Here is a 26,875-nt window from a genome sequence, read left to right on the forward strand (position 1 = left end):
CAACCTGGTAGTGCCTCTAGTTTTGTTTCGGTGCTTACGACTCATTCTCAGTCGCACTGATTACCTGCCGTTGCTAACCGCATAAAACTGCGATCGCGTTACGACAGTCCAACTAGTTTGGCGCTAAGTTCCCACAGGCGTTCTGCTTTTTCGTCATCGCGTGCCTGGGGCGATACCTTTTGCACAAACGACTTGCCATCTTTCTTCTGACGGTTGCCCCAACTCCAGTAGGCTCCTGATTGGCTGTACTCCGGATCGGCAACGACCATTGCTACCCGTTCGCCTGACAACTCCTGAGACACATACCCACCCGTAATATTCTTTTGGAACCACGGGAAGAGCTTTTGGAACAGCGGGTAGTGGTTGCGGAAGAGGGGAGTATCGGCAACGCAGCCGGGATAAAGAGAACTAAAGGTAATACCTGTTGACTCGTGGTAGCGCCGATGGAGTTCGCGCATGGTCAGGACGTTACAAACTTTGCTGTCTTTATAGGCTTTGACGGGTTCAAATTTTTTGCCATCAATCATGGCGATCGGCTCCTTAAATCCATCGGCAAAGCCTTTTAGATCGCCCAAATCAGGACGGGGTGGAATCTTACCGCCCAACTCATCAGGATTATGCGTCACAGTCCCCAAGATGATGAGCCGTGCCGCCGTCGCATGCTTGAGATCATCCAGTAACAGGTTCGCTAACAGAAAATGCCCAAGGTGATTGGTTGCAACCGTTAACTCAAACCCTTCAGGGCTTCGCAGTGGCTCCTTAATCAGCGGCATATAGATGGCAGCGTTGCATACCAGAGCATCGAGCGATCGTCCCGTTTCTCTAAAGTTGGTGACAAACTGCCGCACGCTGCCTAACGAGGCGACATCAATATGCATGAGCGTATAGCGGTCTTTGGGTATTGCCACTGCTTGGGCGACCTGCTCTGCTTTTGCTAAATCGCGACACGCCATAACAACGTGCCACTGCTCTCGTTGTGCAAGGGCTTTTGCAGCGTATAGCCCTACACCTGACGATGCGCCTGTGATCACGACTGTGCGTTTCTGATCTTGTGTCATTGTCTTTAGCCTCCGTTGTCCCACTGACTGTTTTCAGGATCTCACATTGTTGACGACTGGAACCACTTTGGAGGGAATGGGGGATAGGGATGAAGGATGAATTGCTTCCCCTGCCTCCTCTGCTTCCCCTCACTCTTCGCCCGATCGCTTGCTCCCACTGCTCACCCAGATACAATAATGAGGAGACCTACGGACAGACGCTAACCCATGACGGCTCCCTCGGAACTAGAGACAGTACCCCAACCGGATTTCGCCCTTGATGCCAGTCATGCGGATTCCCTTAATTTGAGCGCAACAGCCGCAGACACCGATGTCGTCGAAGAGGAAGACCTGCTTGACGATGTGGAAATGTCCCTGTTTGACCATTTGGAAGAACTGCGGCAGCGCATTTTCTACGCGCTGATTGCCGTTGCCGTTGGTATTGTCGGGTGCTTCTTCTTTGTGAAGCAGATTGTGCAGGTACTTGAGCTGCCTGCCGGTGCAGTCAAGTTTCTTCAACTTGCACCGGGAGAATATTTTTTTGTTTCGATGAAGGTTGCAGCTTACAGCGGTATTCTGCTAGCAAGCCCCGTGATTTTGTACCAGATTATTGCTTTTGTACTGCCGGGTCTGACTCGCCGCGAACGCAGGCTATTAGCACCGATCGTCTTTGGTTCTAGTTTTCTTTTTGTCGGTGGTTTGGGTTTTGCTTACATCGCGCTGATTCCGGCTGCCCTCAACTTCTTTATCTCCTACGGCGCAGACGTAGTGGAGCAACTCTGGTCGATCGATCGTTACTTTGAGTTTGTCCTGCTGCTAATGTTCAGCACCGGGTTGGCGTTTCAAATTCCTATTATCCAAATGCTCCTCGGTTTGCTGGGCATCGTTTCGTCCCGGCAAATGCTTTTTGGCTGGCGCTACGTCCTCCTAGGAGCTGCCGTTCTCGGTGCCGTCCTTACCCCCTCAACTGATCCTCTCACTCAAAGTCTCTTAGGTGGAGCCGTAGTGGGACTGTATTTCGGTGGCATTGGCTTGGTGAAACTGTTAGGAAAGTAGCATTGAGCAATTTAGATCCCTGACTTCTTGAGGAAGTCGGGATCTTGCATTCATAATCAAACGTTCACATCTTTTTCGTACCGGATGGGTGCAAGCACGACCTGTATGCCTTTTTGTTGGCAGATTGTCGAGAAATTGTCCAGTTTGTGTTCCAGCGCTTTCGTGGAACGATCGCTCGATGTTGCGTCTGGTAGTGTTGCTAAGAAGCGTTGAAACCCTATAAAAGCGAGTCCGTAAATAACCTGTTGGCTCCAAACACCATTAAAGTAGCCGCCATGCACGTTAATGCCACCAAAGCCAAGACTTTGCTTAAAGTACGAAATGTTTAAGCGGGCATAATCAATCAGGTTAAGTGCTGCTTTTCTCAGGGCAAAACTGACGACACCACGCGGCTGTTCTGGTTGCTCAGAGCCTTTTAATTCATCCTGAAAATCAACATAATCGGTGCAGTCAAAGTAAGTAAACAAATCAGCAACAACATTGACATTGGGAGCCTCTGTTAAATGCTCTTTCAGCACTTTGTTGCCTCTTAGTTCTTCTAGTGTGTGATGTTCACGATCGGATGCTCGCACTTCTAAATACTGGAATGGTGATTCTACCGTCCCGTTCTTTTGGTTGACAATGCCATAGTTCTGATCTTGCAATGAGTAGTTTTGATGGTCAGCCTGACCTTTAAAGTGTCTGACTGTAACATTGCCTAACCGATAGCCACTAGAGCGTTTTCTAGCCGGAAAACTAAAGTAATTAGCAGTCGTTGAAGCAAGCCGTAAAGCTAAATCACCTTCATTACTAAAGACATATGCTTCCTTACAGCGACGTAGTGACGATCGCAAAAAATTGGAGCGCCTGGGCATGATGGATTCGGCTGGAATATCAGGCGCAACCAGTATCAAGCGCTCTAACCGAAACACGCGACCAATCTCCGCAGGAGGGTTTTGGTTGATTGAGCCTGTATCAAACACATCAGAGAGAATTCTGATTGTATTAGTTACGATGAAACAGCCCATACTGTGACCCAAAAAGGAGAGTTTAATTCTCTTTGCTTCGCTTAACGGTTCTTGCAGCGCTAGTTTTTCGGAGACTGCTTGATCGATTTGACGAATCAGCTCAACGAGATCCAAAACGCCGTAATTGGTTGCCCGGTAGTTATCTCTAAAATAAGTTGAAAGGCGTAAAAGAATCAGCGTTAACAGCCCTGCACTCATAAGCACCGAGCCAATTAATAGTGGCGTTAGCAACCCGTTGAAATCATCAGTTGTTATTAACAAGAAAGCGATCGCAAGGCTTGCAACTAGCCCACCCCAAAACAGCCCTGATAGAAGAATGGGTAACGCGCTAAAAGCATCCTTTATCTTCGTGCCAAAGGAGTTGTCGTCGGTAACCCGATCGCCAGTGGGTGCAGAACGATCACCCGTCGGTTTTTCAGATGGCCAAAGATAGCCTAAAAAAACTGATGTTTGCGGCTGGCAGATTTGGGTAGCATGGCGATAAATTTTCTGATAGCGCTTTTCAGCATCTGATCGCTGAGTACCATAGCCATGAATCGAGATGACAATTTGCGGTTCTGGGCTAGCAATTAAATAGTCGGCGATCGAGCGAATTTTAGCCAGCACCGCTTCGTTGTTCGTTTCGAGCGGATTATCTTCAATATTGATGGCAGCAGTACTGTTGACGTAGTAGCCAAGCACCGTTTGATCAGGCGCTAACCCATCAATCGGCGTCATGTTGAACTGTGTTATGTCAGGCACCGCATTGGTCAAAACAGCCATACTCAAATGCCCCTTGATTAAATCGTGCGAAGAGCATGTTTAGGTTAGCAGACATTGTTTTATACCAACGGCAGCACACGGATTTGATTTATGAATGTTAATCTTGCTTTCACTTTTAGCTTTAAGGTTGACGCTGATGGTTTCAATAAAAGCGATCGTCCTACAGCCGAAACTGTCGGTACACGTCGCTGGCAGCACGATGCAGGAGCGAATGACGATAGACAAGGGCTTGCAAATCATCGGCATAACCGCCACCAATGACACAAGCGATCGCTGTTCCATGAGCTACGCACGTACTGAGCACCTGCATTTCACGCCGAAAAAGCCCAGTATCGGTAAGGCACAATTTGCCCAGGCGATCGCCAAAATGGGGGTCAACGCCAGCGTCATACAGCACCAGATCTGGCTTTACGTCAGTTAGCAAGGCTGGCAAGTAGTCTGCCAATGTTTGCAGGTAAGCATCATCTTCCATCCCTTCCGGCAGCGGCACATCTAGATCACTATGTTGCTTCGTGCCTGGAAAGTTGACTTCGCAGTGCATGGAGAACGTAAATACACCAGGATCATCCTGAAAAATGAACGCGGTGCCGTCCCCTTGATGCACGTCTAAATCGACAATTAAAACCGTCTGCACCAGCCCTAATTTTTGTAGGACACGGGCGGTGATCGCCAGATCATTAAAAATGCAAAATCCCGAACCGTAAGCAGGAAACGCATGATGGGTGCCGCCTGCCGTGTTGCATGCCAAGCCATACTGCAATGCCAACTTAGCAGTGAGAACGCTGCCGCCAACCGCTACACATGTCCGCTGTACCAACTCTAGACTCCACGGCAACCCAATCCGTCGTTGTGCTTTAGCATCCAGCGTGCCCTCGCAGTATGCCTGCACATACTCTGGCGTATGCACCAGCTCTAGCCACTCTTGCGGCGATCGCTCTGGAGTATGAAACTGCGCTATATCCGCTACACCATCCCTCAGCAGCGTTTCATACAGCATCCGAAACTTCGGCATGGGAAACCGATGTCCTTCTGGCAATGGCGCGACGTAATTGGGGTGATAGACGATCGGTAGAGCCATGAAAAGGAAGCATCACTGAATAGGTGAAGCGGTTTCGGCAGACTGGAACGCGATCGTGTTCTACAAAAACTGCTTTAAAAGAACAAAGCTTGGCAATCCCCCTCCTATTTTAGAAGAGAGGATTGTCAAGCTTCGTATGAAAGGCTGCGGTAACTGCTTACAGTCTCGAACCATTTACGCTGTAAGACATGAGATGAAACCGTACCTTATGGCATGGGATGAAAGAGCAGATCTGGGAAAAAGTAGTTAAAAACTGCCCAAGTAGAAACTGCAACAGATGTTGAGACGACCGCAAGAACAGGGGCAAGAGAAAGATATCGGACGAAAAAGTTAGGTTGACTATTTGGGGTTGCCATAATCAAGCAAGCAGATAGATTGAACGCCTCAAGCTTACCGCGAATGGCTGTTTCTGCCCTCGACCGTAAGAAGGATGCAAGCTCAAACCATTTGTGATGCTCAACACATCAATTACAACATTTAGATGGGCTGACGAGATGATGGCATTAAGACTGTCCTCTTTAAGTCTTAAGTTTTGAGTTTTGAATTACTTTTACCTTCATCCCTTATCCTTTAGACTTTATCCTTCGTCCTTCCTCTCAACAAACTCCCACCGATCAAACTTTGCTGCCTGTCCACACCGTTGATTTTGTTCATCCAGCACATCCCAAATCACAGCCGCCTGAATCCAAAAGCGTTGTCCGGTGCTAGAGATGCGGATGCCCTGGTAGTCGCTGATGTAACCGTTGGCTTTTGCCTGGGCAAGGAGGCGATCGCGCTCTCCTTGCTCCACGGGTTCTGCGGTCAGACGTGATGGCGTTTGGGTGAACTGTGCCCAGTCCATTTCCCAGAGTGCCAGTGCTGCTTGGTTGCCATAGTTCAGCAGGGGATCTGCCTCTGTGCCATGCGAAACCACAACGAAGGGAGCATTGAACAGTGCTTCGGCGATCGCTGTCGGAGAGCCTTGCAGGTTTAGAAGTGGGCGATCGAGCCAGTGCTGAAAGCTGTGTAATAACCGCTCGCTATGGCGAATCACATGCGGTTGCTGCCAGGGTGGAAGAAGATTTGTCACGAGCGATTTTGGTGCTTAGTTTAAGTCAACGCGCTTACAGCGCCATAGCTAGATTCGCTTACAGAATACTATGATGAAGATGTTTAGAATTCTTCATAAAAAGCCGTGGTGACTCAACAATTGACCCTCGCGCCCCTTGAGAAGCTTACCTGGGACTGGCGCGGCTACTCGATTCAATACACTGTTGTCGGTGCAGGCACACCGCTTCTGCTGGTACATGGCTTTGGCGCATCGCTCGGTCATTGGCGGCAGAATATTCCAGTGCTGGCAGCCGGTGGTTATCGGGTGTTTGCGATCGACCTGTTAGGGTTTGGTGGCTCGGCAAAACCAGCGCTCGACTACAGTCTAGAACTTTGGCAGGCGTTGTTGAAGGATTTCTGGAGCGCCCATATTCAAGTGCCCACCGTCTTTGTCGGGAACTCGATCGGGGGGCTGCTGTGCCTGATGATGTTGGCAGATCATCCTGAAACTGCCGCTGGCAGCGTCTTGCTTAACTGCGCTGGCGGTATGAACCATCGCCCTGGTGAGTTGGCTCCACCGCTACGGTTTATCATGGCGACCTTCAATAATTTGGTGCGATCGCCCCGCTTTGGTGGTTTCGTCTTCAACCAGATTCGCCAAAAGCATCGTATCCGTCGTACCTTGTCGCAGGTGTACCGCAACCGAGACGCCATAACCGACGAACTGGTAGATATGCTCTACGCTCCTTCCTGCGATGAAGGTGCCCAAAAAGTGTTTGCCTCTGTCTTGACTGCGCCGCCTGGTCCCAGTCCCGCCGAACTATTGCCCAGGGTTAGTCAACCATTGCTGGTGCTCTGGGGTGCCGATGATCCTTGGACACCGATCGCAGGTGCTGCTATCTATCAGAAGCATGCTGCGTCGCATCCACTCAAGTTTGTGTCTATCCCTGATACGGGTCACTGTCCCCATGACGATCGCCCAGAAGTCGTCAATCCACTCATTTTGGGATGGCTTCAGGAGATTGGAGTGTAACGGTGTGAGGAGCGTTTTGTGAGCCTGACGCTGACAGAAACTGAAATCCATGTCTGGCAAGCCAATCTAGTGCGTTCATCAAACGACTGCCAGCAACTAGCGCAAACGCTCTCGCCTGATGAGAAAACACGAGCAGAACGATTTCGCTTTCCGCGTGATCGCGATCGCTTCATTGTCAGTCGGGGGACTTTGCGTACACTTTTGGGACGCTACTTGAATACATCGCCCGATCGTGTGCAGTTTCGCTATGGTGACAAAGGCAAACCCGCGCTAGCTGAGCCATTGGCAAGCGTTGGGCTAGAATTCAATCTTTCACATTCAGAAGACTTGATGGTTTGCGCGGTCGCCTATCAGCAAGCGATCGGCATCGATTTAGAATATTTCCGTCCGGTTGCTGACTTAGAAAATCTGACACAGCGCTTTTTTACACCACAAGAACACGCCGCGATTCATGCCTTAGAGGGCGATAGCTGCTTACGCTCCTTTTTTCAGCACTGGACGTGCAAAGAAGCGGTGTTAAAGGCTACTGGCAACGGCTTGATGAGCCTGAGCGCGATCGAAGTTTGCCTCCAGCATGACACTGCAAAACTGGTGCGGCATGATAACGCATCAGCGCGTGCATGGTCACTACAGCTCTTTACGCCTGCACCGAACTATATAGGAGCGGTTGCTATGAATGCGCCAGAGCGATCGCTCGTCTACCGAGAATGTTGAGTCCAGCTTGAGGGGCAAAAAATACTCTCACCCCTCAAGTTGAGTTAGTCCCAAGTGATGGATTGCAATTAAGAGCAGTGACAAACGACTGTTGTAGACTCTGTCTGACTTACGCGCTCACCTGAGTAAGAGCTTCGGACACTTCTTGAGCCGCCGCTTGGGACGATTCTTCGATCAGTGTTTCGTAAAGTTCACCCAGTTGGGTTGCCACTCCATCCCAGCTAAACTTCGTTTCAACTCGCTTTCTCGCTGCCTGCCCCAGTTGGCTACGCCATTCTGGGTTCAGGAGAATACGATCAATCGCGGCTGCAAAGGCAGCTTCGTCTTTGGGTGGTGCTAGCAGTCCGGTTTTTTCTGGCACTACTGTAAACTGCAACCCGCCGACGTCGCTCCCCACAACAGGCGTACCACACGCCATTGCTTCGATCGTCACTAACCCAAACGGTTCATAGTGACTGGGCACAACGCAAACATCCGCAGCCGCATAATAAACGGGTAAATCATCCTGGCTGAGCCGTCCAGGAAACTGAGTAATGTTTCCAATGCCCAGTTCGGCTACGATGCTTTCGATGCGCTCGCGTTCCTTGCCATCACTATGACCAGGACGACTGCCACCACCAATAATAAGCCGCACTTTTTCGGTTTCCCGAGTACGGCACTGATGCACTGCTCGCACTAAGGTTTCAATGCCTTTGCGAGGATCGAAGCGACCCACGTAAAGAATGACTTTCTCCTCGGGTGTGATCCCCAGCGTATGGCGCGCCTCCTCCTGAGTCACCGTACCAAAATGATTAATGCGTGTGCCACAGGGAATGATGTCAATGTTGCCACGAGTCGAAACGAGCGATCGCATATGATCCCGCTCTTGAGGACTGGTAGCCACAACGCGAGTGACTGTTTCTAAGCACGTTTTCTCAATATCTAGCCGAGTCTTGGCAATAAGCGGCACTGTAGGAGTGGCTTTGTACTTGACTGCTCCCAGAGAATGGTAGGTATGCACCTGTGGAAGTGACAGCTTTTTGCAAAGTTGCATACCAACCCAAGACGACAACCAATAATTGCTATGAATTAAAAGATAAGGAGTTTCTAACTGCTCCTGAAATGCCAAAAATCCCTCTATAAATTCTGGCAAAAACTCAAAAAGCTCGTCTCGCGGTATGAACTCTTGCGGCCCTGCTGTCAAACGAATGGTGCGGCAGTGGGGAGTATGTTGCACGATCGCGGGTTGCTCAGGATTAGCGCGGCGAGTGAACATATCAACCTGCCATCCCTGTTGTGACAGCGCTTCGCCAACATGATGCACATAAACATTTTGACCGCCTGCTTCTTCTTTCCCAATTTCAATCGCAGGATCACCGTGGACAGAGATCAGAGCAATGCGTTTTCGACTAAAAGAAACCATGATGTGTGAGCTTCACTTTTACTAGCGTTGACAAGCATTAGGCGTGACGAGTCCCGAGTTTGCCTTTTTAGAGGCAGACCTTACCTTCTTCATTCATTGCTAAACGGAAACTAATTCTATGAAGAGAGATGCTGTTCCTGCATCGCTCCGAAGATGGAAACAGGAGTAAATTGAATCTCTGACGCACATTAGTATGACCTCCATATTGATAAGATACTGAAGCCGACCTCACAACATTTCTGTGGAGATATCATTAGCAAACAAGCTCTTTGGCAGGATTATAAGGTGGTTGAGAAATAATGAAACGCACTGCTATCAAGGCAATTAAGACTTTAGCGAGTTACTATTGCGCTCGAAACTAAACTAATTAACTTTAAATTCAAACCTCAACAGAAGAACTAATGCAGCTCTTCTGACACTCTGAAAAAGCTTTCGCTTCGTTAGTAGTCATCACTCAAAACGAGTCAGAACATTGCGACAGATACATTTAATCCGATGCAAGCAATGTGTTTCTACTTCACATGAACTTTACCATAAGTCAGCGATTGCGGCACCTTAAAAATGGGTGTAATTTGCTTACGAAAGAACGCAGATTATAACGTTAGTCTTTTCTATAACCGATCGCTTGCTGCTGACAACAATCAGCTTTTTCATCGTGCAAAAGCGGCTGTTTAGGAGTTGCAGCGCTTCAACAAAAGAAAATTATCATTGGTGCATACTGAGATTTGGTTGCTGCCTTGTAACAAATCAAACCTGACCCCATTAGGGATATATAAATAGAATCTATCTTTTGAAAATAATTGTATAGCCTATGCTAATGCAGTTCGGTGCTGGTAATGGTAGCAAGTAAGACATACGCCCGACCCGGAGAAATGCATTAGGTTTTACACAGTCTCTAATGTTGATCGTGTGGTGACAAGATTAGGTAAAGCGAAAAGAAAACGATCAGCAGAATGATGACACTCACCTAAGATTGACCCGAAGCAATCGGGTTGACGTTTTACCGAGATGAGCAGCAGCACCTTGAAGTAGAGGCGTTGCCGTATCAGACTGTAGAGGCGTTGCCACACCATACTGTGCAAAAGCTATACGTCTTTTTAAACCCATGTTTTTCACTTATTTCAGCAGCCAATCTTAACGGAGCCAACGCCAACGATGACTAATCAATCTCTGGTGCCTGTCATTCTTGCAGGTGGCAAGGGCGAACGTTTTTGGCCCCTCAGCCGTAGAAAGCGCCCCAAACAGTTTTTAAGCCTGGACGGGAGCGGACGCAGCCTGCTTCAGGCTACCGCAGACCGCTTGCTGGCGATCGCGGGTGGCTGGCAGTCTGTTTGGGTTGTCACAGCAGCTCATCTGGCAGATGGAGTACGAGAGCAACTGCCAGAACTGCCAGAAGACAATCTTTTGGTTGAGCCAGAAGGTCGAGACACTGCACCAGCCGTTGCCTGGAGTACCTTGAAGATTGCTGAACGCTATGGCAGAGAAGCGGTTGTCGGCTTTTTTCCAGCGGATCACTGGATTGCTGATGAGGCTGCCTTTCAAGCAACGCTGAGCGCCGCCGCTACACTTGCAGCTCAAGAAGCCGCGATCGTCACGCTGGGGATCACGCCGACGGTTGCTTCAACGGGTTATGGTTACATTCAGGCGGGCGATAAGGTTGGTGTCTATGGTGCTCAGGGTGAGCAAGCGGGCTTTCCTGCCTATCGCGTTAACCGTTTTACAGAAAAGCCCGATCGCCACACGGCTGAACAGTTTCTTGCCACGGGCACCTTTAGCTGGAACAGCGGTATGTTCGTGTTTCGTGCGGGTGTAGCGCTGGATGAACTGCAAGTTTACGCACCTGAGATTGTTAACCCTTTAGAAACGCAGGGCGTTGCCGCTTACCCCACGTTGCCGAAGAAAAGCATTGACTATGCCCTGATGGAAAAAACGCAACAGGCGTACGTGCTACCAGTTGCGTTTGGCTGGGACGATTTGGGCGATTGGAATGCGATCGAGCGCTTGCTCAAAGGCGAAAACGACAACGTTGAACTTGCCACGCACGTTGGGCTTGATACTCATGGAGCGATTTTTTATGCCTCTAAGCCAGAGGAGCTAATCGTGACGATCGGGTTAGACGATACGGTTGTCGTACGTGATGGCAACGTGACCCTGATTGTCAAAAAAGACCGCACTCAGGAAATTAAGCAAGTGCTCAAAGAAATTCAAGCCAATCCACAGTTCAAAGATCTGCTTTAGTTGTTAGCTTTTAGTGGTTAGTTGTTACAGTGATCACGATCGCCCGCCAATTAACCACTACCACCACTAACAACTAAGAATGTTTTCTCGCCTCGCCCAATCGAGCGCTCGCCAGCGCGAAATCGCAGAAGTTGTCCTCCGTAATGGTTGGGGCTATATGCGACGACTGCTGACAGGCACCAAAGCTGAAGAACCGCAACTGCCACCGCCTGCTGTCCTTCGCAACATTCTGGTTGAACTGGGACCCGTCTACGTCAAGCTGGGGCAGTTGCTGAGTACGCGACCTGACTTGCTGCCGCCAGAGTACATCACGGCACTCACCGCTCTTCAGGCAGAAGTGCCTCCTGTTTCATGGCAAGAAGTGGAAGTGGTGATTCGGCAGCAATTGCGTCGCCCGCTCGAAGAGTCGTTTACCACCATTAATCACCAACCTGTTGCGGCTGGATCGATCGCCCAAACCCATCGCGCGACCCTGGCAGACGGGCGAGAAGTCGCGCTAAAAATTCAGCGTCCTGGCATTGAGGCGATCGTTGATCAAGATATCGCGCTCATCCGCAGTCTCGCAGACCTCGTTTCGCGCACGAACTTTGGCAAGTACTATGACCTCAAGGCGCTGGCAGAAGAATTTGCAACTGCGCTCCTTGCCGAACTAGACTTCATGTTGGAAGCCACCCATACTGACCAGCTTCGCAGCAACCTCTCTAGCAGTCGTTGGTTTGACCCTAAGCAGTTAGTTGTGCCTGAGATTTACTGGGAGCTGACCACCGAAAGGCTGATGGTGATGGAGTGGCTAGACGGTGTACCGCTGCTGCAAGGGAACTTCACTGGCATTGGTCATGGTGGTGATGCCACGGCTGAACGTCGTGCGATCGTGAGTCTGCTAGTGAATGCCTTCTTTCAGCAAATCTACATCGACGGCTTCTTTCATGCCGATCCGCATCCCGGCAACCTGTTCTATCTCAGAGATGGTCGTGTGGCGCTGCTAGACTGCGGTATGGTCGGGCGGCTCGATCCACGCACGCAGCAAGTTCTGACCGAAATGCTGCTGGCGATCGTCAACCTTGACGCGCAACGTTGTACCCAACTCACACTGCAACTGGCAGAATCGGTGCAAACAGTTAATCTGGCACAGCTTGAAAGTGACTACGATCGCCTGCTGCGGCGTTACTTCAACCTCAATCTGGCACAGGTCAACTTCAGCCAATTATTTTACGATATCCTTCAGCGTGCTCGGGCAAACCACCTGCGGGTTCCCGGCAACATGGGTCTCTATGCCAAAACGTTGGCAAATTTGGAAAGTGTTGCTCGTAAGCTTGACCCCGACTTTAATCTGGCAGATCAGATCAAACCGCTAATGACCGATCTGTTTCGACGACAACTGGTGGGGGAAGCACCGCTCCAGGCACTCTTACGTACTGCGCTCGATCTCAAAACCCTTTCTCTCCAATCGCCTCGCCAACTAGAAATACTGCTCGATCGCGTCACTTCCGAAACCCTTCAGTGGAACCTGAACCTGCGAGATCTTGATCCGCTCCGCCGGAGTGTGGATGATTCTGCAAACCGCCTCTCGTTCAGTATCGTCGTTGGAGCATTGATTATGGGTGCCGCGACCATCTTGGCAAACGATCGCACAGGACGGCTGTTTTGGGTTAGCAGCGTCCTCTTCTTCTCCGCCAGCTTTCTCGGACTCTGGCTGATCGTTAGCATTCTGCGATCAGGGCGGCTTCGCTAAAACTATTTGTACGGGCACCCTGGATAACCTTGTTATGTCATAGAGTGACTCCTTGTGACGTGGCTAGCTGTTGTAAAACCGCTTTGGCTGCGGCTTCGGATGATGCAGGATTCTGCCCAGTAATCAAATTGCGATCGCTCGTCACATAGGACTGCCAATTAGCGGCTTTGGCATACTTGCCGCCGTTCTTTTTTAACTCGTCTTCTACCAAAAACGGCACGATGCTGGTTAGTCCAACTGCTTCTTCTTCAGTGTTGGCAAAGCCCGTTACAGACTTGCCTTGCACTAACGGAGAACCATCGGCAGCTTTGGTATGGCGCAACACACCGGGAGCATGACACACGGCGGCTGTAGGCTTGCCAGCACTATAAAAAGCTTCAATTAACGCAATGGAATCTGCATCTTCTGCTAGATCCCACAATGGTCCGTGACCACCGGGATAGAACACCGCATCATAATCGTTAGCAGCAACACTCGCTAGCGTTAAGGTGTTGGCTAAAACGGCTTGGGCATCAGTATCCTGCTTGAAGCGAAGGGTTGCCTCCGTTTGGGCATCGGTCGCATCACTTTTGGGGTCGAGCGGTGGTTGCCCACCTTTAGGAGAAGCCAGGGTAATGTCGGCTCCTGCATCTTTAAAGACGTAGTAAGGAGTGGCAAACTCCTCTAACCAAAATCCGGTTTTCTGACCTGTGTTACCAAGCTGGTCGTGAGAAGTCAATACCATCAAGATTTTCATCATCATTCCTCTTTTTTATTAACATAGCAATCTTGAATCGTGCCTTTTGCCGCGTTGAATGAAGCGTAGCGATTTGAAGCAGCTTGGCTTCTAGCAGAGCGTTGAGTTTCTTTGTTTCGCTCCGCTGCGCTCAGAACGACACGTATGTTCTAACATAACCAGGTTCATCCATCGTTTTGAACCTCTGCACTACAGAACCGATCGCAGCCCGCTTAACTCCAGGCGCGATCGTATTGCACGGGAGTCGGGATCGGCTGATGCAGTTGTTTCGCAGCCTGTAATGCCCAGTAAGGATCACGCAACATGGCTCGTCCCACTAACACCATGTCTGCCTGCTCGGTCCGAATGATGTGATCCGCTTGCTCTGGTGTTGCAATCATACCAACGGCTGCGGTGGCAATTTTGGCTTCGCGGCGAATGCGAGCGGCAAAGGGCGTTTGGTAACCAGCCCCCACAGGAACTGTTTCACCGGGCACGATTGCACCAGATGAGCAATCAATTAGGTCAACGCCTAGCGAATTTAACTTATTGCCAAGGGCAACACTTTGTTCAATATCCCAGCCATTGCTAACCCAATCGGTCGCCGAAATGCGAACCCAAAGCGGCGTTTGATCTGGCAGAACCATTCGTACCGCTTGCACAACTTCGCATAAAAACCGGATGCGATTCTCAAAGCTACCGCCGTATTCATCTGTCCGTTGATTGCTCAAGGGAGACAGAAATTCATGCAAGAGGTAGCCATGCGCTGCATGAATTTCAACCAGCTTAAATCCGGCTTCTAGGGCACGGCGGGCGGCGTTGACGAATGATTCAGTTAGCCGTTGAATGTCTTCGATGCTCAATACTTTGGGCACAGGGCTCTCTGGCTTAAAGGGAACGGCACTGGGAGCAACGGTCGTCCAGCCTCCTTGAGATTCCTCAAGCACTGCTCTACCATCCCAGGGACGTGCTGTGCTGGCTTTGCGGCCGGCATGGGCAAGCTGGATCCCCGCGATCGCACCTTGGCAATGAATCAACTCCACGATGCGTGCCAGCATTTCGATATGGGCATCCTGCCAGATTCCCAAATCTTGAGGGGTGATGCGTCCCTGTGGCTCAACTGCCGCTGCTTCAGTCATCACCAACGCAGCCCCACCCACGGCTCGACTGACCAGATGAATGAGATGCCAGTCGTTGGCAAACCCATCCTGGCTGGAATATTGACACATGGGAGACACGGCAATACGATTCCGAAAGGTAACGCTGCGTTGCTTGTATGGCTCAAATAAATGCGGCATGGTTGAACAGTCCTGCTGAAATCCATCAGTAATTAAATTAGCGCTATCTCATTACTAGTGCCCTTTTTCTGCGGGGTGGGAAGAAGGTGTGCATCGGGTTTCGCTAAATCCAAACTTTAGGAGAGATGCAGATGACCGCTAATAGTGGGAAGAAGGTGTGCATCGGGTTTCGCTAAATCCACGGTTGTAAGCGTCAAAACTAAAGTCGTGCGATTCTCTCGAAGATGCTTTGGATTGCTGGCTTTGGGAATGGCAATTACATCCGGTACAGTCACCAAGCGATTGCCACCTGATTGGAAATGACCGATGTTGAGCGTTAGCCTTTCAAGCAAGTACAAAATTGCACTTGCTTTGTCAAAATGTCCAATCAGACTATTTCCACTGTTAGAAAATAACCCAACAGTTTTTCAGGATGGTATCACCACAGTTTCGATCACCAATTAAATAGATTTGTCTATTACTCAGCACTTAGTCTTGAAATGAGACAAAATGAGGTCGCAGGTTATTATGTACAGATGAAACTAGTTCCAATAGTTTTACTTAACTGAGCACGTAAACTGTTCCTTCAGTCCAAAAAATATTGTTATTAGTGTTGGCTAGAATGGCGTATTTCCATTGCTACAGTCCAAGGAATTATTGCCTCTTGCCAAGAGGATAACAATTTAGAAGATGGTTTAGGATCGCTAAATATGTCTGCTTTAAACAAAAAACTGAGATTCTGAACCCTTATTTTGAAGAAGATTTCAGAATCTCAGCAGACAGAGTTGAGATTTTTATTAAAGTGCTCAGACAGAAGTTGAATTTTCGGCTTTAGCTTAAGCCATTGCGCCTGGTTTGGGAGAACTGCCCATCATAGAAACTACGTTGCGGATAGCAGTAAGTTGATCTTCAAAGTCATAGCCCTTGAAAGAATCCATGAAACCCTGTGCTTCTGGTGGTAGTTTGTAATCTGATGGCACGTTGACTACTCGTCCTTTTTCCATTTCTTGCCCTAACAGATACCAGAAGGCAATGCGATTGCTCGAATTGAAGTTGGCATAGTCGTGAGCAACCCCATCAGTAGAACCATTGATAATGTCACGCTGGGCTTGCAATTGCTCCTCTTGAGACATCTGTGCTAATTGATCAACGGATGCTTGGGCGATCGCAAAGCCAGTTTCGTTATCAGAGGCACTGGGCGTAATTGAGCCTTTGACTTCTTCATAAATAAACCACAAAAGCGCCAGTTGCTCATCGGCACCAAACTGCATAAATGCTTCAACAGTTTGATCAGGCTTCTTAGTTGTGTTGGTGTCTATCATAGCTTCTTCAAAAAACGACCTCTGAACGTTAACAAATGTTCAAACACGCCTTAACCCTACTGAAGACAGAAGCTCACAATTCTTCTTTAGAAAGAGGTTGTGTAGATAAGCACACTAATTCAATAATGAACAGACTCACTGAAAAATGTCCAACGCTTTCCCTATGCCGCTTGCTTAGATTTACCAGCGTGTATGTCGATCGTCATTTATAACCAACGAAGCAAATACTTCTAAAAACTAATAACCAAGACTACTTCTGTCCTCGCGCTTTGTAGAACGTCTTTAAGCTTTGGATGTCGCCGACGTAGCGCCAATGCCAGGGTTCGTAGCTGACGCCCTGACGGTTATTTTTGGTGAAAGAGAGTTCAAAGCTGTAGCGGTTGGCGTTGTCCTTGAGCCAACGGTAAGCAGCTGTCTTGTCAAAGTCAGGACTCAGGTTGAGTGCAGGCGTGTTGCCATCACCAATATCGACGGCATAGCCCGTGTGGTGTTCGCTGTACCCAGGCGGCGCGCTGACCTTAGCGCGTTCAGTCGCATTCTGGTTGCGATCGGCTTTTACATCAAAGTACAGATATTTTTGGTCCTCAAGGGAGCGAAAGCCTGAAATCGGTACAAGGCTAATCCCTTCTTGCTGAGCAGCGGCAGTCATCTCTCGATAGGCTTGAGCAGCGGCTTTTCGCATTTTGATGCTGCCATCGGCGACGATCGGTGCTAGTTCTGCCTGCGGTGCTGCGGGGTAGGCAAAGTGTCCCAATAACGTCTCCGCATTGGGTGTGGCAGTCGGTGAGCCTGCCTGTGTAGGTTGAGCCGTTGCTGCGGGGCTTTCCATTGCCAGGGTATCGGTTTGTGGTTGCTGTATACGCAGCGCCATAAAACTGCCTGCTGCTAGTGCGGCAATGCCCAAAGCCGCTAGGCTACCAATCAGCAAAACGATGTTTGTTTGAGGCTTGGGGGCTACCTCCTGCCCTTCGCGCTGCGCCACGGGAATATCATCCATCGGCAGAGGCGACTTTGGCGTAGTTTCTGAGGGCTTTTCGGGGGTACCAGCGTTATCCAATCGTTCAACTCCTACACTCAAGCAATAGCGATTACAGGAATTGTAAACTGAGTCAGATCTCCTGGTTGTGTGTTTATCGGTTGGTTCAAGCGATAAACGGGAAACAGTCTCCTGTTATACAACCTTAAATCACGAGGCTAAAATCTGAGCCAGTTTTTACAGTCTTCTTACAGTACAGCGAAAGCATTGATCGTGCGATCGCCTCAAAGGACTCGTTGGGTTGGCGATCAACTTACTGTGCTTTTACAGGCGCGTCGCCTTCAATCTAAATTGGTATTACCATGACCGTTGACAACCTGCTGACGATTTACGTGCCGTTATTGGGCTGGACACTCGTTGGCTGGGTCTGCGGTCGCCTTCTGCCTCCAACGGTGCCTGCCTTACTGGGAAAGTTTTTGTTCTGGGTGGGGGTGCCGATCAGCATTTTTGCCTTTCTGCGTCATGCACAGCTAACGGCAGCATTGTGGCTCGCTCCAGTCGTAGCGTGGGCAGCAATACTACTGGGTGCAGGCTTGGCGTGGTGGCTCGGTCAGCGATCGCAGCACTATGCCCGTTTCTGTGATCGACCGTTTAGCCACCAAACTCAGGGTAGCTTTCTGCTGGCATCCATGCTGGGCAACACGGGCTACATTGGTTATCCCGTAGCGCTGGCGCTGGTAGGACCGCAATACTTTGCCTGGACGCTGTTTTATGATCTACTGGGATCAACGCTAGGGTCGTATGGTTTGGGCGTGGCGATCGCGGCTCACTTTGGTAGCAAGACAACGGATGCAACGCAGCCAAGCAGCAAAAAGCATTGGCGCCCCTGGCAAGCGGTAGCAACAATAATCAAGAATCCCGCGCTGTGGAGCTTTGGACTTGGGTTAGCTTACCGTGATGCTCCTATGCCACCGCTGTTAGAAAATAGCCTGCGAGGTGTTGCCTGGTTTGTAGTTGCCCTGTCGCTTGTGTTGATGGGGATGCGCTTAAGCCAGCTATCGTCTTTCAAACACGTCAAACCAGCCCTACTCAGTGTTGGTATCAAGATGCTGCTTGTGCCGCTGCTGCTAGGGATGGTGCTGTGGGCGCTGGGTCTTAGCGGTTTAGTCTATCGAACGATCGTGCTACAGATGGCAATGCCGCCTGCCTTTGCAACGTTAGTGCTTGCTGAAGCATATGAGCTTGATCAAGAATTGACGGTGACAGCGCTGGTAGTAGGCTGTTTAGGATTGGTGCTGTTGCTGCCTTTTTGGCTCTGGCTATGTTCCGGTAATCCCTAACCTTTTGACAACCTCTAATCCTCTGGCAACCCCTAACCCACCCAGCTCACATCACCATCAGGCTGGTTGGATGATGAGAGCGGTTTGGCGATCAGCGCATCCCGTCGAATTGCTTGCTTACCTGCTTCGGAGCCATGAGGGGAGGGTATGTCTGCTGCACGAGCGCTCACATTACCACTCTGCTGTGATGCCGTCATTGTGCGGCTTGCAGGTTGCTTAACGTCTTTTTGCTCTGGTAGCACTACCTTGTGCATCAGATATTCGATCGTCTGCTGCTTAACCCAGCCTCGCGCTGCTAAAATTTCACCGAAGCGCATACCTGTTAGCTTCTGGTCATTAAGCGCTACATCAATTTGAGCAGGGGTCAACAAGCCTGCCTCGACTAAGTACCCACCTAAACGCTTCTTCGAGTAGGACGTATGGGCGGTCGGTGTTACTGAGCGGCGATCGCTAGAGTCTCGCATTACTACCTCGGAAAAACTTGAAGTCACTCTAAACTCAGCCAAGCTGAGGCAGTGACTTAAACCCACCTAAAAACTGAACAGTACATTTGCGGGGAACTTCACACCTGATTCTTTTAATTATATCGACAGAAATACCGAAACTTCATCACCCGATCGCGTCATCCTGAACGTCCTGCGTACCAATACCCAACTTGAGCTTGTTGAATCTACGTGCAGTGATCGCAACTTAATACTGCGTCTACGGTGTCACGGGTGCAGATGGTAGGGATGCTACTAAAGCGTCTGGACTCATTTGCTCATAATGCTCAAAGGGCTGGTGAATCCACGGGTTATCGGGTAAGTAATCCACGTAATAATCTGGGGTAATCACAGAACAATTCTTATACCAGAGCACGCCTGTACGCACTTCCTCTACGTAGTACCCATAGCGTCGATCGAGCCACACTAGCGTTTTTTTAAGAGTGACACCCGAATCCACCAGATCATCTACTAGCAGCACATGACTGCCCAAATTAGCCGTCGTCATCGACAGATCCCGCGAAATGGTGATCGAGCCGCGCACCTGTCCACCAATGCCGCCATAGGAAGAGGTCGCCAGAATTGCCAGTGGCAGATCAAAGATGCGTGCCAGGATATCGCCAACCCGCAGCCCACCTTTGGCTAAACAAATAATCTGATTAAATTTCCATTCGGACTGATGCACCTGGGCGGCAAGTTGCTCAATTTTTTGGTGATATTCTGACCAGGAGATGTATAAATCTGACATGACAGCACGTAGGAAAGGGATAGCAAGCGGTAAGCAGTAAGTTTTAAGTTTTGAGTGTTGAGTTCTGAGTTTTGGGCGGAAGGCACTACCTTAAAACTCACCACTCTAAGCATGCAAGCGTCTGCCTGAAGCCAAAAAGCCCCAAGCTAAGCGCCTCAAGCTGAAAAAGATAATACAACTGTTATTTGCTTTTCTTGTATCCCACTATGCATGATTCCGCTTCTTCTGTTCCGCCGACCTTGCCAAAACTCAGCCTTCCTACCAAGTTGGCGTACGGCGCAGGCGATCTCGGACCGGCCATTACTGCCAATATTCTGGCGTTTTTCTTACTATTCTTTTTTACTAATGTGGCAGGTATTAACCCTGGCTTGGCAGGCAGTATTTTGCTGATTGGCAAGATTTGGGATGCCGTCAACGACCCTTTTGTGGGTGTTTTGAGCGATCGCACCCAAAACCGGATGGGTCGCCGCTTGCCGTGGATGCTATGGGGAGCCATCCCCTTTGGCATCTTTTATGTTTTGCAATGGCTTGTGCCTCAGTTTAGTGCTGATCCAGCCACAAATCAGTGGTGGCTCTTTGGCTATTACATTCTCGTTTCGGTGTTGTTTAATACAGCTTATACAGCGGTCAACCTTCCCTACACGGCGTTGACCCCCGAACTGACTCAGGACTACAACGAGCGCACCAGTCTCAATAGCTTTCGGTTCTTATTTTCGATCGGGGGCAGCATTGCTTCACTGCTATTGGCACAGGTGATCTTTGCCGTTTTTAAGCCCAGTACAGCGCCAGGTGGAAGTTGCAACGCTGGTGTAATGCAGTATACGGTGCTGGGCATTGTTTGTGCAGTTATTTCGATCGTGTCGCTGTACTGGTGCGTCTGGGGTGTTCGCAGACAGGTGATGGTTGCCGAAAACCGCCGACTCGAAACAGAATCAACCGCCACTATCCCGCTGCTAGAGCAACTGCGAATCGCCTTTAGCAACCGACCGTTTCTCTACGTTATTGGCATCTACTTTTGCTCCTGGCTAGCAGTGCAAATTACTGCCTCGATCATTCCCTACTTTGTTGTCAACGTGATGCAGCGGGAAGATCAGTTCATTCCGGTACTGTTAGCTGTACAGGGGACGGCATTGGTCATGCTGTTTGTCTGGACGGAGATCAGCAAGCGCGTGGGCAAAAAAGCGGTTTATTTTATGGGTATGGGTGTCTGGATTATTGCTCAAGCGGGGCTGTACTTTCTCAAGCCAGGACAAATTGGCTTGATGTACGTGCTGGCAGTCATGGCGGGGTTTGGTGTGGCAACTGCATACCTGATTCCCTGGTCAATGGTGCCTGATGTCGTTGAACTGGATGAGTTGCAAACGGGGCAGCGGCGCGAGGGCATTTTTTACTCGTTTATGGTGCTGCTACAGAAGGTGGGGCTGGCTCTTGGGTTGTTTTTGCTGGGTCAGGGATTAGCAATCGCTGGCTTTAAGGAAACGGTGCCGTGCCAACCCGCGCCTGTGCAGCCACCCTCTGCGATCGCAGCTATCCAGCTGGCGATCGGTCCACTGCCAACGCTGGTGCTACTGATTGGGCTGGTGCTGGCTTACTTTTACCCTATTACAAAGGAAGTCCATGCTGAGATTTTGCTAAAGCTGCAAGAACGGAAGCGGCTGCAAGCGCAGGGCGAGGAGCCTTAACCGTCTGTCGGAACGTTACAGATCGCGTTCCGACAGGCGGTTGTACAAACCGACTTCATTCATGCTCACCAAAGCTACCTTCACCGTCCGGTGCCTTCTTCATTTCAATTACCAGATTTGGCAACCCTTCGAGTTTTTCGGTCGGTAACGTCTCTTCGACTAGAGGGTAAAAGAGCGTGAGTCCATGAGGAACGCATTCAACGTCGATCGGCGTATTGCCAATTAGTTCGCCATCCAAAACCACTTTTTGCTCTGGCTCGGTTGTAATTTTGACTCGTTTGGCACGGAGATAGCCAATATCATCGCGATCGACAGCATCGCCACTCAGCGCCGTTTGCAAGAGATGGTAAGTTGCCGCGATCGCCCCTGCCTTGTTCGCTGGAGACACCAACGTCACATCCAGCAACCCATCATCAACTACTACGCCTGACGGACCCTGTGCCAGGACAGAAGTCGCCGGAGCCGTATTTGCAACCGTAATCGCAGCGGCTGTCAACTTAATCACTTTGTCTTCAGTTTCAATTTCGGCTTCAAACGTTTTCATCTGTCGCAACGCCTGAAACCCTGCCAACACGTAAGCAAAGATACCAAAGCGGTTTTTCGCCTCGCGACCGGCTAACTCCACTGCCTCTGCTTCAAACCCAATGCCTGCTAGCAACACCATCGGGTGTCCATTGCAGTACGCCGCATCAACAGTTTTGGTTGCGCCACCTAAGATCGTTTGGCAAGCTGCTTCGATCGTGTCAGGAATATCCAGCGCATTAGCAAAGGCATTAGCAGTTCCGCGTGAAATAATGCCAAAGGGAATAGTAGTGCCAACTAAAGCTGCTGCTGCTGCCGAGAGTGTGCCATCGCCACCGGAGGCAATAATGGCATCGACACCGCGCTTGACTGCTGCGATCGCGAGTGCATCAGCACCGACTTCTTCTGTTGTGAGCTGAATATCCAGATCAATTTCAGGCTCTAGCAAAGCTTTAATCGTTGCCAGATCTTGATCTGGGTCACCCTTACCCGCCACTGGATTGAAGATCAGACAGGCAGAACGCTTCATAGACGCTAAAGTTTTTAGGATGGGTGTTTGGATGGACTTTTTTCAGGCTAGCTTCTACAAAGACTAGCGGATCGCTCAACAGTCCGTACCATGCTACTTCCCGTACCAACGATTATATCGCGCAAATCAGGAACAGAGGCTCGGTACTTCCAGAAGACTGCACAATAGGAGTAGTCCTCAGTGATCAAGCCCGAAGCCGCACAGGAGAAGAGTGAGCCATGCCCGATCCACGTATGTACGAAAGCGATACGTTTGTTTTGCTGGAATCTGGGCGATCGGAAGAGTTCCTTACCACTGCTGAACTGCTCGACAAGCTCAAAGGCGTGTTAGCAAAACGACAAGATGACCTTCCTAGAGATCTGCAAAAGTTTACTTCTGTGCAAGATCAAGCGCAGTATTTGCTCGAAACGTCCTGCGAACTGGATGTGGGTCCCGACGAATTTCTGCAATGGTATGCCGTCCGTTTGGAGAAATAGCCTCACAGACTCCCTTTGTAGCGACACGCCATTCTTAACCCTGCTGCCCCAAACTTTCGCGACTGCACAAAGGTATTGAAACTGCGATCGAAAACGTATGAGATAGACGTTGCCCTCGACTATTTCGCAAGGCTAGCTGTGTATTGACTTGCCACCCTTTTCAATATCGGGAAGTTTTTGGGTTGGGTTACTACTACGCAGGGCTACCTTACTGCGCTTCAAGAAACTGTGCCTCAGACCCTCTAACCGCAAACGATCGCTTAAGTAGATCGAAAGCAAACATTACTGCTAACTGTTACGCGATCGCCTGTACAACGGTGGACAAGCGACGACTTGGCAAACTAGCAATCATCCTTTAATGCTTCTCTAAGACGACAATAGCCTCGTGTCTTCTCGAGACTAAACTAGCTGCTTAATTCAGTTTCTTTCAGTTCTCTTTATCTCTTTGATAAATGCAATATTCTATTTTTAGATTAAAAACTTTGCCTTAAGCCTGGACAAAATTACTTAGTATTTGTTCCCAAAATATTTGTTTTCCTCAAAGTAAAAGTTTCCCTCAAAGTAAAACTAGTTTTCCATAAGCAAGATTTAATGACTTGCTTTACAGTAACTTCATAAATCCAGTAATTATACGGAGTTTATCGTAAGCGTTTTATGAAGACAAGGTAAATCGACCCCAAAAATTTGGTCTTTGAGGTCACTGTGGTTAAAGTGCAACTACAGTTCTTCAATTGATTACCGTGCTTTGGCACTAACGATGGAGTTCTCTAGAGTCGATTTCTCTTACTTTCAAATAGAAGATTGAAGGCATTAAGACCTCTCTTCGGAAAGGGAGATGCAAATAGAATTTACCCTGTTCTACTTTGTCCGTGTTGAAACTCCTGAACTTAAAACGACTTCAAATTTTCTGTCTTTAAATTTCTCTGGTCAAAACGCTTGGTAGTCGTCTTTTCATCATTGCGATGATGCAACCGCTTATGACCAATATGACTTCTTCAGGAAACCTCACGTTATCCATTGTCATCCCCGTTCATAATGGCGGAGAAAGCTTTCGCCACTGTTTAGACAGCTTGGAGTGCTTTGCCGCTGCTGCTGAAATCACTATTGTGGTCGATGGTGGTACTGATACTTCCGAGGAGTTGGCGCAGGCGTTTAGTCAGACCGCTAGGGCACAAGTACTTAAAGTGCCTCAGGCAGGCGGTCCTGCTAAAGCGCGAAATCTGGGTGCTCAGGCATCTCACGGAGACATTCTTTTCTTCATGGATGCAGATGTTACACTTGCCCCTGATACTCTAGAGCAAGTGTTAGCAGCCTTTGACAGGCAGCCTCAAATTGCTGCCTTAATTGGCTCTTATGATGATGCACCAGGTGCATCCAACTTTTTGTCTCAGTACAAAAATCTCTTCCATCACTACACTCATCAACAGGGTTCTGAGGAAGCTTCGACCTTCTGGGGTGCCTGTGGTGCAGTGAGGCGAGAGGTCTTCTTAGCAGTTGGTGGCTTTGATGAAGCGTATCGCTATCCGTCGATCGAAGACATTGAGTTAGGCTATCGGCTCAAGCGAGCAGGGCATTCTATCCATCTTTGCAAGCAAGTGCAGGTAAAGCATCTCAAGCGCTGGGAAGCCTTTAATCTGCTACGGGCTGAAATTTTCTATCGAGCACTACCCTGGACAGAATTGCTGTGGCGCGATCGCCAGTTTGTTAATGATTTAAATCTGGGAACCTCTAGTCGCTTAAGCATTCTTCTGGTTTATAGCCTGCTTTTAGCGCTGGTTGGCTCATTCTGGTGGCTCGGTGCCTTAGGCATTGCGGGTATTATCAGCCTCACTCTCTTAATGCTGAATTTGCCTGTCTATCAGTTTTTCCTCAAGCAACGGGGACTGGTTTTTACATTGAAAGTTGTTCCCTGGCATTGGTTTTACTACTGTTATGGCGGCTTCGCTTTTGCGATTGGCACACTCCGCTACCACCTCTTTAGTAAAAGAAATGTTCCCAAAACTCAATTGTCCCAAGCCTGAATTTCAAGCTTGAGTGAGTGCAGATCGTACAGCCCTCATGGCAGTTTTTGACTCGTCAATTCTCATTTTGAATTGATTTGGAAGGTTATTGTTCCACTCCAACAAAGCGTCACTATGCAGTTATCTGAAGAAAGAGAAATTAAGCAACTTGCTGGAAGCAGACAAACGCAGTTTGAAGCGAACGAAGGGAAGCATTTTCCGGTTGTGATTATGGGTGGAGGACCCGCAGGGCTGACCGCTGGCTATGAGTTGCTCAAGAAGGGCGTACAGTCGATCGTGTTCGAGCAAGCCGATCGAGTTGGTGGCATCTCTCGCACAGAAACCTACAAAGACTACCGCTTTGACATTGGTGGGCACCGCTTTTTTACCAAAATTGAGCAGGTGCAGGATTTCTGGAAAGAGGTTCTGGGCGACAAGTTCATTAAAGTGCCGCGTCTCTCGCGCATTTATTACCAGGGTAAGTTTTACAACTATCCTCTCTCGTTGTTCAACACGTTAACTAACTTAGGCATCCTACCCAGTTTCTTTATTCTGGTGAGCTATCTCAAGGCAAAACTCAAAGCCAGAATCAACTATCAGGAGCCTGAAACCTTTGAAGACTGGGTGAGCGATCGCTTTGGGCGGCGGCTCTACCGTACTTTTTTCAAGACCTATACCGAGAAAGTGTGGGGTATTCCCTGCAACAAGATTCGAGCCGATTGGGCTGCACAACGCATTCAGGGGATGTCGCTGAAACGGGCTGTCATTAATGCGCTGTTTGGTAGCCAGAACGCGAAAAGCCTTATCAAAGAGTTCGATTACCCTATTTTGGGTCCTGGCATGATGTGGGAAGCTTGCCAGGATATTCTCAACACTCAAGGCAGCCCGGTTCATCTTCATACCAGCGTGACCAAAGTGCAGCGAAATGGCACTCAAATTGAGAGTATTACGGTGCAACAAGGCGATGACACCTACGACATCACAGGTGATCACTTTGTCTCAACGATGCCTGTGACGGCACTCTTAAATCGCCTTAGTCCGCCACCACCAGCGCACGTTTTGGAAGCAGCGCGCGGTTTGAAGTACCGAGATTTTCTGATTGTTTCTCTAATTGTGAATCAGCCCGATCTTTTCCCGGATAACTGGATCTATATCCATAGCCCTGAATTTAAAGTGGGACGGATTCAAAACTTCAAAAACTGGAGTCCAGCAATGGTTCCCGATCAAAGCAAAACCTGCCTTGGTATGGAATATTTTTGCAGCGAAGGCGACGACCTCTGGGATATGCCTGATGCTGAATTGATCAAGCTAGCAGGTCGTGAAGCCGTAGAACTGAACCTGGGTGTGCAACCTAATGATGTGGAAGATGGTGTTGTCATTCGCCAGCGCAAGGCATATCCAGTTTATGACGGTGAGTATCGCCAGCATCTAGAGGTGATTCAGGAGTATCTGGAAACGTTTGAGAATCTGCAAACGGTAGGTCGAAATGGCATGCATCGTTATAACAATCAAGATCATTCCATGCTGACAGCCATGCTGGCGGTGAAAAATATCTTGGGCGAGAAGCATGACTTGTGGACGGTAAATGTGGAACGTTCCTACCACGAAGAGTTCACCAAAGATCGCTGGACGGCAGCAAATCAAAAGCCTGCTGAAGAAAAGTTGAAGCTCAAGGAATCGACTGCTGCATAGCTTAAACCACTTCTTGTCTTGCTTGG

General features: G+C 49.2%; 25 protein-coding genes. 11 read left to right on the plus strand and 14 right to left on the minus strand.

The features are described 5' to 3' along the window. Positions 1–98 precede the first annotated feature (98 nt). The gene (locus tag H6F86_RS07800; RefSeq protein WP_190447765.1) at positions 99–1,058 is read right to left on the minus strand and encodes a protochlorophyllide reductase; all 960 of its coding nucleotides are present in this window, start codon (positions 1,056–1,058) and stop codon (positions 99–101) included. Positions 1,059–1,265: 207 nt separating this feature from the next. On the opposite strand from H6F86_RS07800, the gene tatC reads away from it, so the two are divergent. Beyond that, a complete protein-coding gene (gene tatC / locus H6F86_RS07805) occupies positions 1,266–2,093 on the plus strand; it encodes a twin-arginine translocase subunit TatC (protein ID WP_190447767.1) in 828 nt (275 codons plus the stop codon). Positions 2,094–2,149: 56 nt separating this feature from the next. Here the strand turns inward: tatC and H6F86_RS07810 are convergent, their stop codons facing one another. From H6F86_RS07810 to H6F86_RS07825, 4 genes are all read right to left on the minus strand, one after another. Next, positions 2,150–3,862, minus strand: coding sequence for an alpha/beta hydrolase (locus H6F86_RS07810; RefSeq protein WP_190447769.1), 1,713 nt, complete (start codon positions 3,860–3,862; stop codon positions 2,150–2,152). A 160-nt stretch (positions 3,863–4,022) separates the two neighbouring features. After that, a complete protein-coding gene (locus H6F86_RS07815; protein ID WP_190447771.1) occupies positions 4,023–4,940 on the minus strand; it encodes a histone deacetylase in 918 nt (305 codons plus the stop codon). 206 nt (positions 4,941–5,146) lie between these two features. Then, entirely contained in the window at positions 5,147–5,296 is a 150-nt protein-coding gene (locus H6F86_RS07820; protein ID WP_190447773.1) for a PsaJ protein, read from the minus strand. Between the two features lie 221 nt (positions 5,297–5,517). Beyond that, positions 5,518–6,009, minus strand: coding sequence for an MEKHLA domain-containing protein (locus tag H6F86_RS07825; RefSeq protein ID WP_190447774.1), 492 nt, complete (start codon positions 6,007–6,009; stop codon positions 5,518–5,520). Between the two features lie 105 nt (positions 6,010–6,114). Here H6F86_RS07825 and H6F86_RS07830 point away from each other — a divergent pair, with 105 nt between their 5' ends. Together H6F86_RS07830 and H6F86_RS07835 are read left to right on the plus strand one after the other, a co-directional pair. After that, positions 6,115–7,002 carry an alpha/beta fold hydrolase gene (locus H6F86_RS07830; RefSeq protein WP_190447777.1) on the plus strand — a complete coding sequence of 296 codons (888 nt, stop codon included), beginning with the start codon at positions 6,115–6,117 and terminating at the stop codon, positions 7,000–7,002. An 18-nt stretch (positions 7,003–7,020) separates the two neighbouring features. Then, positions 7,021–7,716, plus strand: coding sequence for a 4'-phosphopantetheinyl transferase superfamily protein (locus H6F86_RS07835; RefSeq protein ID WP_190447779.1), 696 nt, complete (start codon positions 7,021–7,023; stop codon positions 7,714–7,716). 109 nt (positions 7,717–7,825) lie between these two features. On the opposite strand, the gene H6F86_RS07840 is transcribed toward H6F86_RS07835, so the two are convergent. After that, positions 7,826–9,118 carry a glycosyltransferase family 1 protein gene (locus tag H6F86_RS07840; protein WP_190447781.1) on the minus strand — a complete coding sequence of 431 codons (1,293 nt, stop codon included), beginning with the start codon at positions 9,116–9,118 and terminating at the stop codon, positions 7,826–7,828. Positions 9,119–10,110: 992 nt separating this feature from the next. Between H6F86_RS07840 and H6F86_RS07845 the strand changes: the two genes are divergently transcribed. The 3 genes from H6F86_RS07845 (at position 10,111) to H6F86_RS07855 (ending at position 13,088) form a co-directional block, all read left to right on the plus strand. Then, the gene (locus H6F86_RS07845; RefSeq protein WP_190447783.1) at positions 10,111–10,281 is read left to right on the plus strand and encodes a hypothetical protein; all 171 of its coding nucleotides are present in this window, start codon (positions 10,111–10,113) and stop codon (positions 10,279–10,281) included. After that, a complete protein-coding gene (locus H6F86_RS07850; protein ID WP_190447785.1) occupies positions 10,274–11,356 on the plus strand; it encodes a mannose-1-phosphate guanylyltransferase in 1,083 nt (360 codons plus the stop codon). The genes H6F86_RS07845 and H6F86_RS07850 overlap by 8 nt, the downstream gene beginning before the upstream one ends. A gap of 79 nt (positions 11,357–11,435) precedes the next feature. Continuing rightward, positions 11,436–13,088, plus strand: a complete 1,653-nt coding sequence (locus tag H6F86_RS07855) for an AarF/ABC1/UbiB kinase family protein (protein WP_190447787.1) — start codon at positions 11,436–11,438, stop codon at positions 13,086–13,088. Positions 13,089–13,125: 37 nt separating this feature from the next. On the opposite strand, the gene H6F86_RS07860 is transcribed toward H6F86_RS07855, so the two are convergent. The 5 genes from H6F86_RS07860 to H6F86_RS07880 form a co-directional block, all read right to left on the minus strand. Beyond that, positions 13,126–13,824: a DJ-1/PfpI family protein gene (locus H6F86_RS07860; RefSeq protein ID WP_190447950.1), complete on the minus strand. Its 699-nt coding sequence runs from the start codon at positions 13,822–13,824 to the stop codon at positions 13,126–13,128. A 212-nt stretch (positions 13,825–14,036) separates the two neighbouring features. Next, positions 14,037–15,101, minus strand: coding sequence for an NADH:flavin oxidoreductase/NADH oxidase (locus H6F86_RS07865; RefSeq protein ID WP_190447789.1), 1,065 nt, complete (start codon positions 15,099–15,101; stop codon positions 14,037–14,039). Positions 15,102–15,217: 116 nt separating this feature from the next. Beyond that, on the minus strand, positions 15,218–15,439 hold the full coding sequence (locus H6F86_RS07870) for a hypothetical protein (protein ID WP_190447791.1): 222 nt from the start codon (positions 15,437–15,439) through the stop codon (positions 15,218–15,220). Between the two features lie 477 nt (positions 15,440–15,916). Beyond that, the gene (locus H6F86_RS07875; RefSeq protein ID WP_190447793.1) at positions 15,917–16,402 is read right to left on the minus strand and encodes an orange carotenoid protein N-terminal domain-containing protein; all 486 of its coding nucleotides are present in this window, start codon (positions 16,400–16,402) and stop codon (positions 15,917–15,919) included. Between the two features lie 250 nt (positions 16,403–16,652). Then, a complete protein-coding gene (locus H6F86_RS07880; protein ID WP_242033419.1) occupies positions 16,653–17,459 on the minus strand; it encodes a M15 family metallopeptidase in 807 nt (268 codons plus the stop codon). A 281-nt stretch (positions 17,460–17,740) separates the two neighbouring features. Here H6F86_RS07880 and H6F86_RS07885 point away from each other — a divergent pair, with 281 nt between their 5' ends. Next, positions 17,741–18,718 (plus strand): AEC family transporter, encoded by a 978-nt coding sequence (locus tag H6F86_RS07885; RefSeq protein ID WP_190447795.1) that lies wholly within the window; start codon positions 17,741–17,743, stop codon positions 18,716–18,718. Between the two features lie 32 nt (positions 18,719–18,750). Here H6F86_RS07885 and H6F86_RS31495 read toward each other — a convergent pair whose 3' ends face one another. Together H6F86_RS31495 and H6F86_RS07895 are read right to left on the minus strand one after the other, a co-directional pair. Next, the gene (locus H6F86_RS31495; protein WP_199305147.1) at positions 18,751–19,182 is read right to left on the minus strand and encodes a hypothetical protein; all 432 of its coding nucleotides are present in this window, start codon (positions 19,180–19,182) and stop codon (positions 18,751–18,753) included. A gap of 238 nt (positions 19,183–19,420) precedes the next feature. Next, entirely contained in the window at positions 19,421–19,948 is a 528-nt protein-coding gene (locus H6F86_RS07895) for a phosphoribosyltransferase family protein (RefSeq protein ID WP_190447797.1), read from the minus strand. Between the two features lie 206 nt (positions 19,949–20,154). On the opposite strand from H6F86_RS07895, the gene H6F86_RS07900 reads away from it, so the two are divergent. Next, positions 20,155–21,630, plus strand: coding sequence for an MFS transporter (locus tag H6F86_RS07900; protein WP_190447798.1), 1,476 nt, complete (start codon positions 20,155–20,157; stop codon positions 21,628–21,630). 55 nt (positions 21,631–21,685) lie between these two features. Here H6F86_RS07900 and H6F86_RS07905 read toward each other — a convergent pair whose 3' ends face one another. Beyond that, positions 21,686–22,681 (minus strand): YegS/Rv2252/BmrU family lipid kinase, encoded by a 996-nt coding sequence (locus tag H6F86_RS07905; protein ID WP_190447800.1) that lies wholly within the window; start codon positions 22,679–22,681, stop codon positions 21,686–21,688. 218 nt (positions 22,682–22,899) lie between these two features. Between H6F86_RS07905 and H6F86_RS07910 the strand changes: the two genes are divergently transcribed. The 3 genes from H6F86_RS07910 to H6F86_RS07920 all read left to right on the plus strand — a co-directional run bounded on the left by H6F86_RS07910 (position 22,900) and on the right by H6F86_RS07920 (position 26,849). Then, on the plus strand, positions 22,900–23,157 hold the full coding sequence (locus H6F86_RS07910) for a chlororespiratory reduction protein 7 (RefSeq protein WP_190447802.1): 258 nt from the start codon (positions 22,900–22,902) through the stop codon (positions 23,155–23,157). A gap of 962 nt (positions 23,158–24,119) precedes the next feature. After that, positions 24,120–25,178, plus strand: coding sequence for a glycosyltransferase (locus tag H6F86_RS07915; RefSeq protein WP_242033420.1), 1,059 nt, complete (start codon positions 24,120–24,122; stop codon positions 25,176–25,178). Positions 25,179–25,292: 114 nt separating this feature from the next. Then, entirely contained in the window at positions 25,293–26,849 is a 1,557-nt protein-coding gene (locus tag H6F86_RS07920; RefSeq protein ID WP_190447804.1) for an NAD(P)/FAD-dependent oxidoreductase, read from the plus strand. Positions 26,850–26,875: the final 26 nt, after the last annotated feature.

This window comes from Phormidium sp. FACHB-592 (assembly GCF_014695795.1).
GTDB lineage: Bacteria > Cyanobacteriota > Cyanobacteriia > Leptolyngbyales > Leptolyngbyaceae > Stenomitos.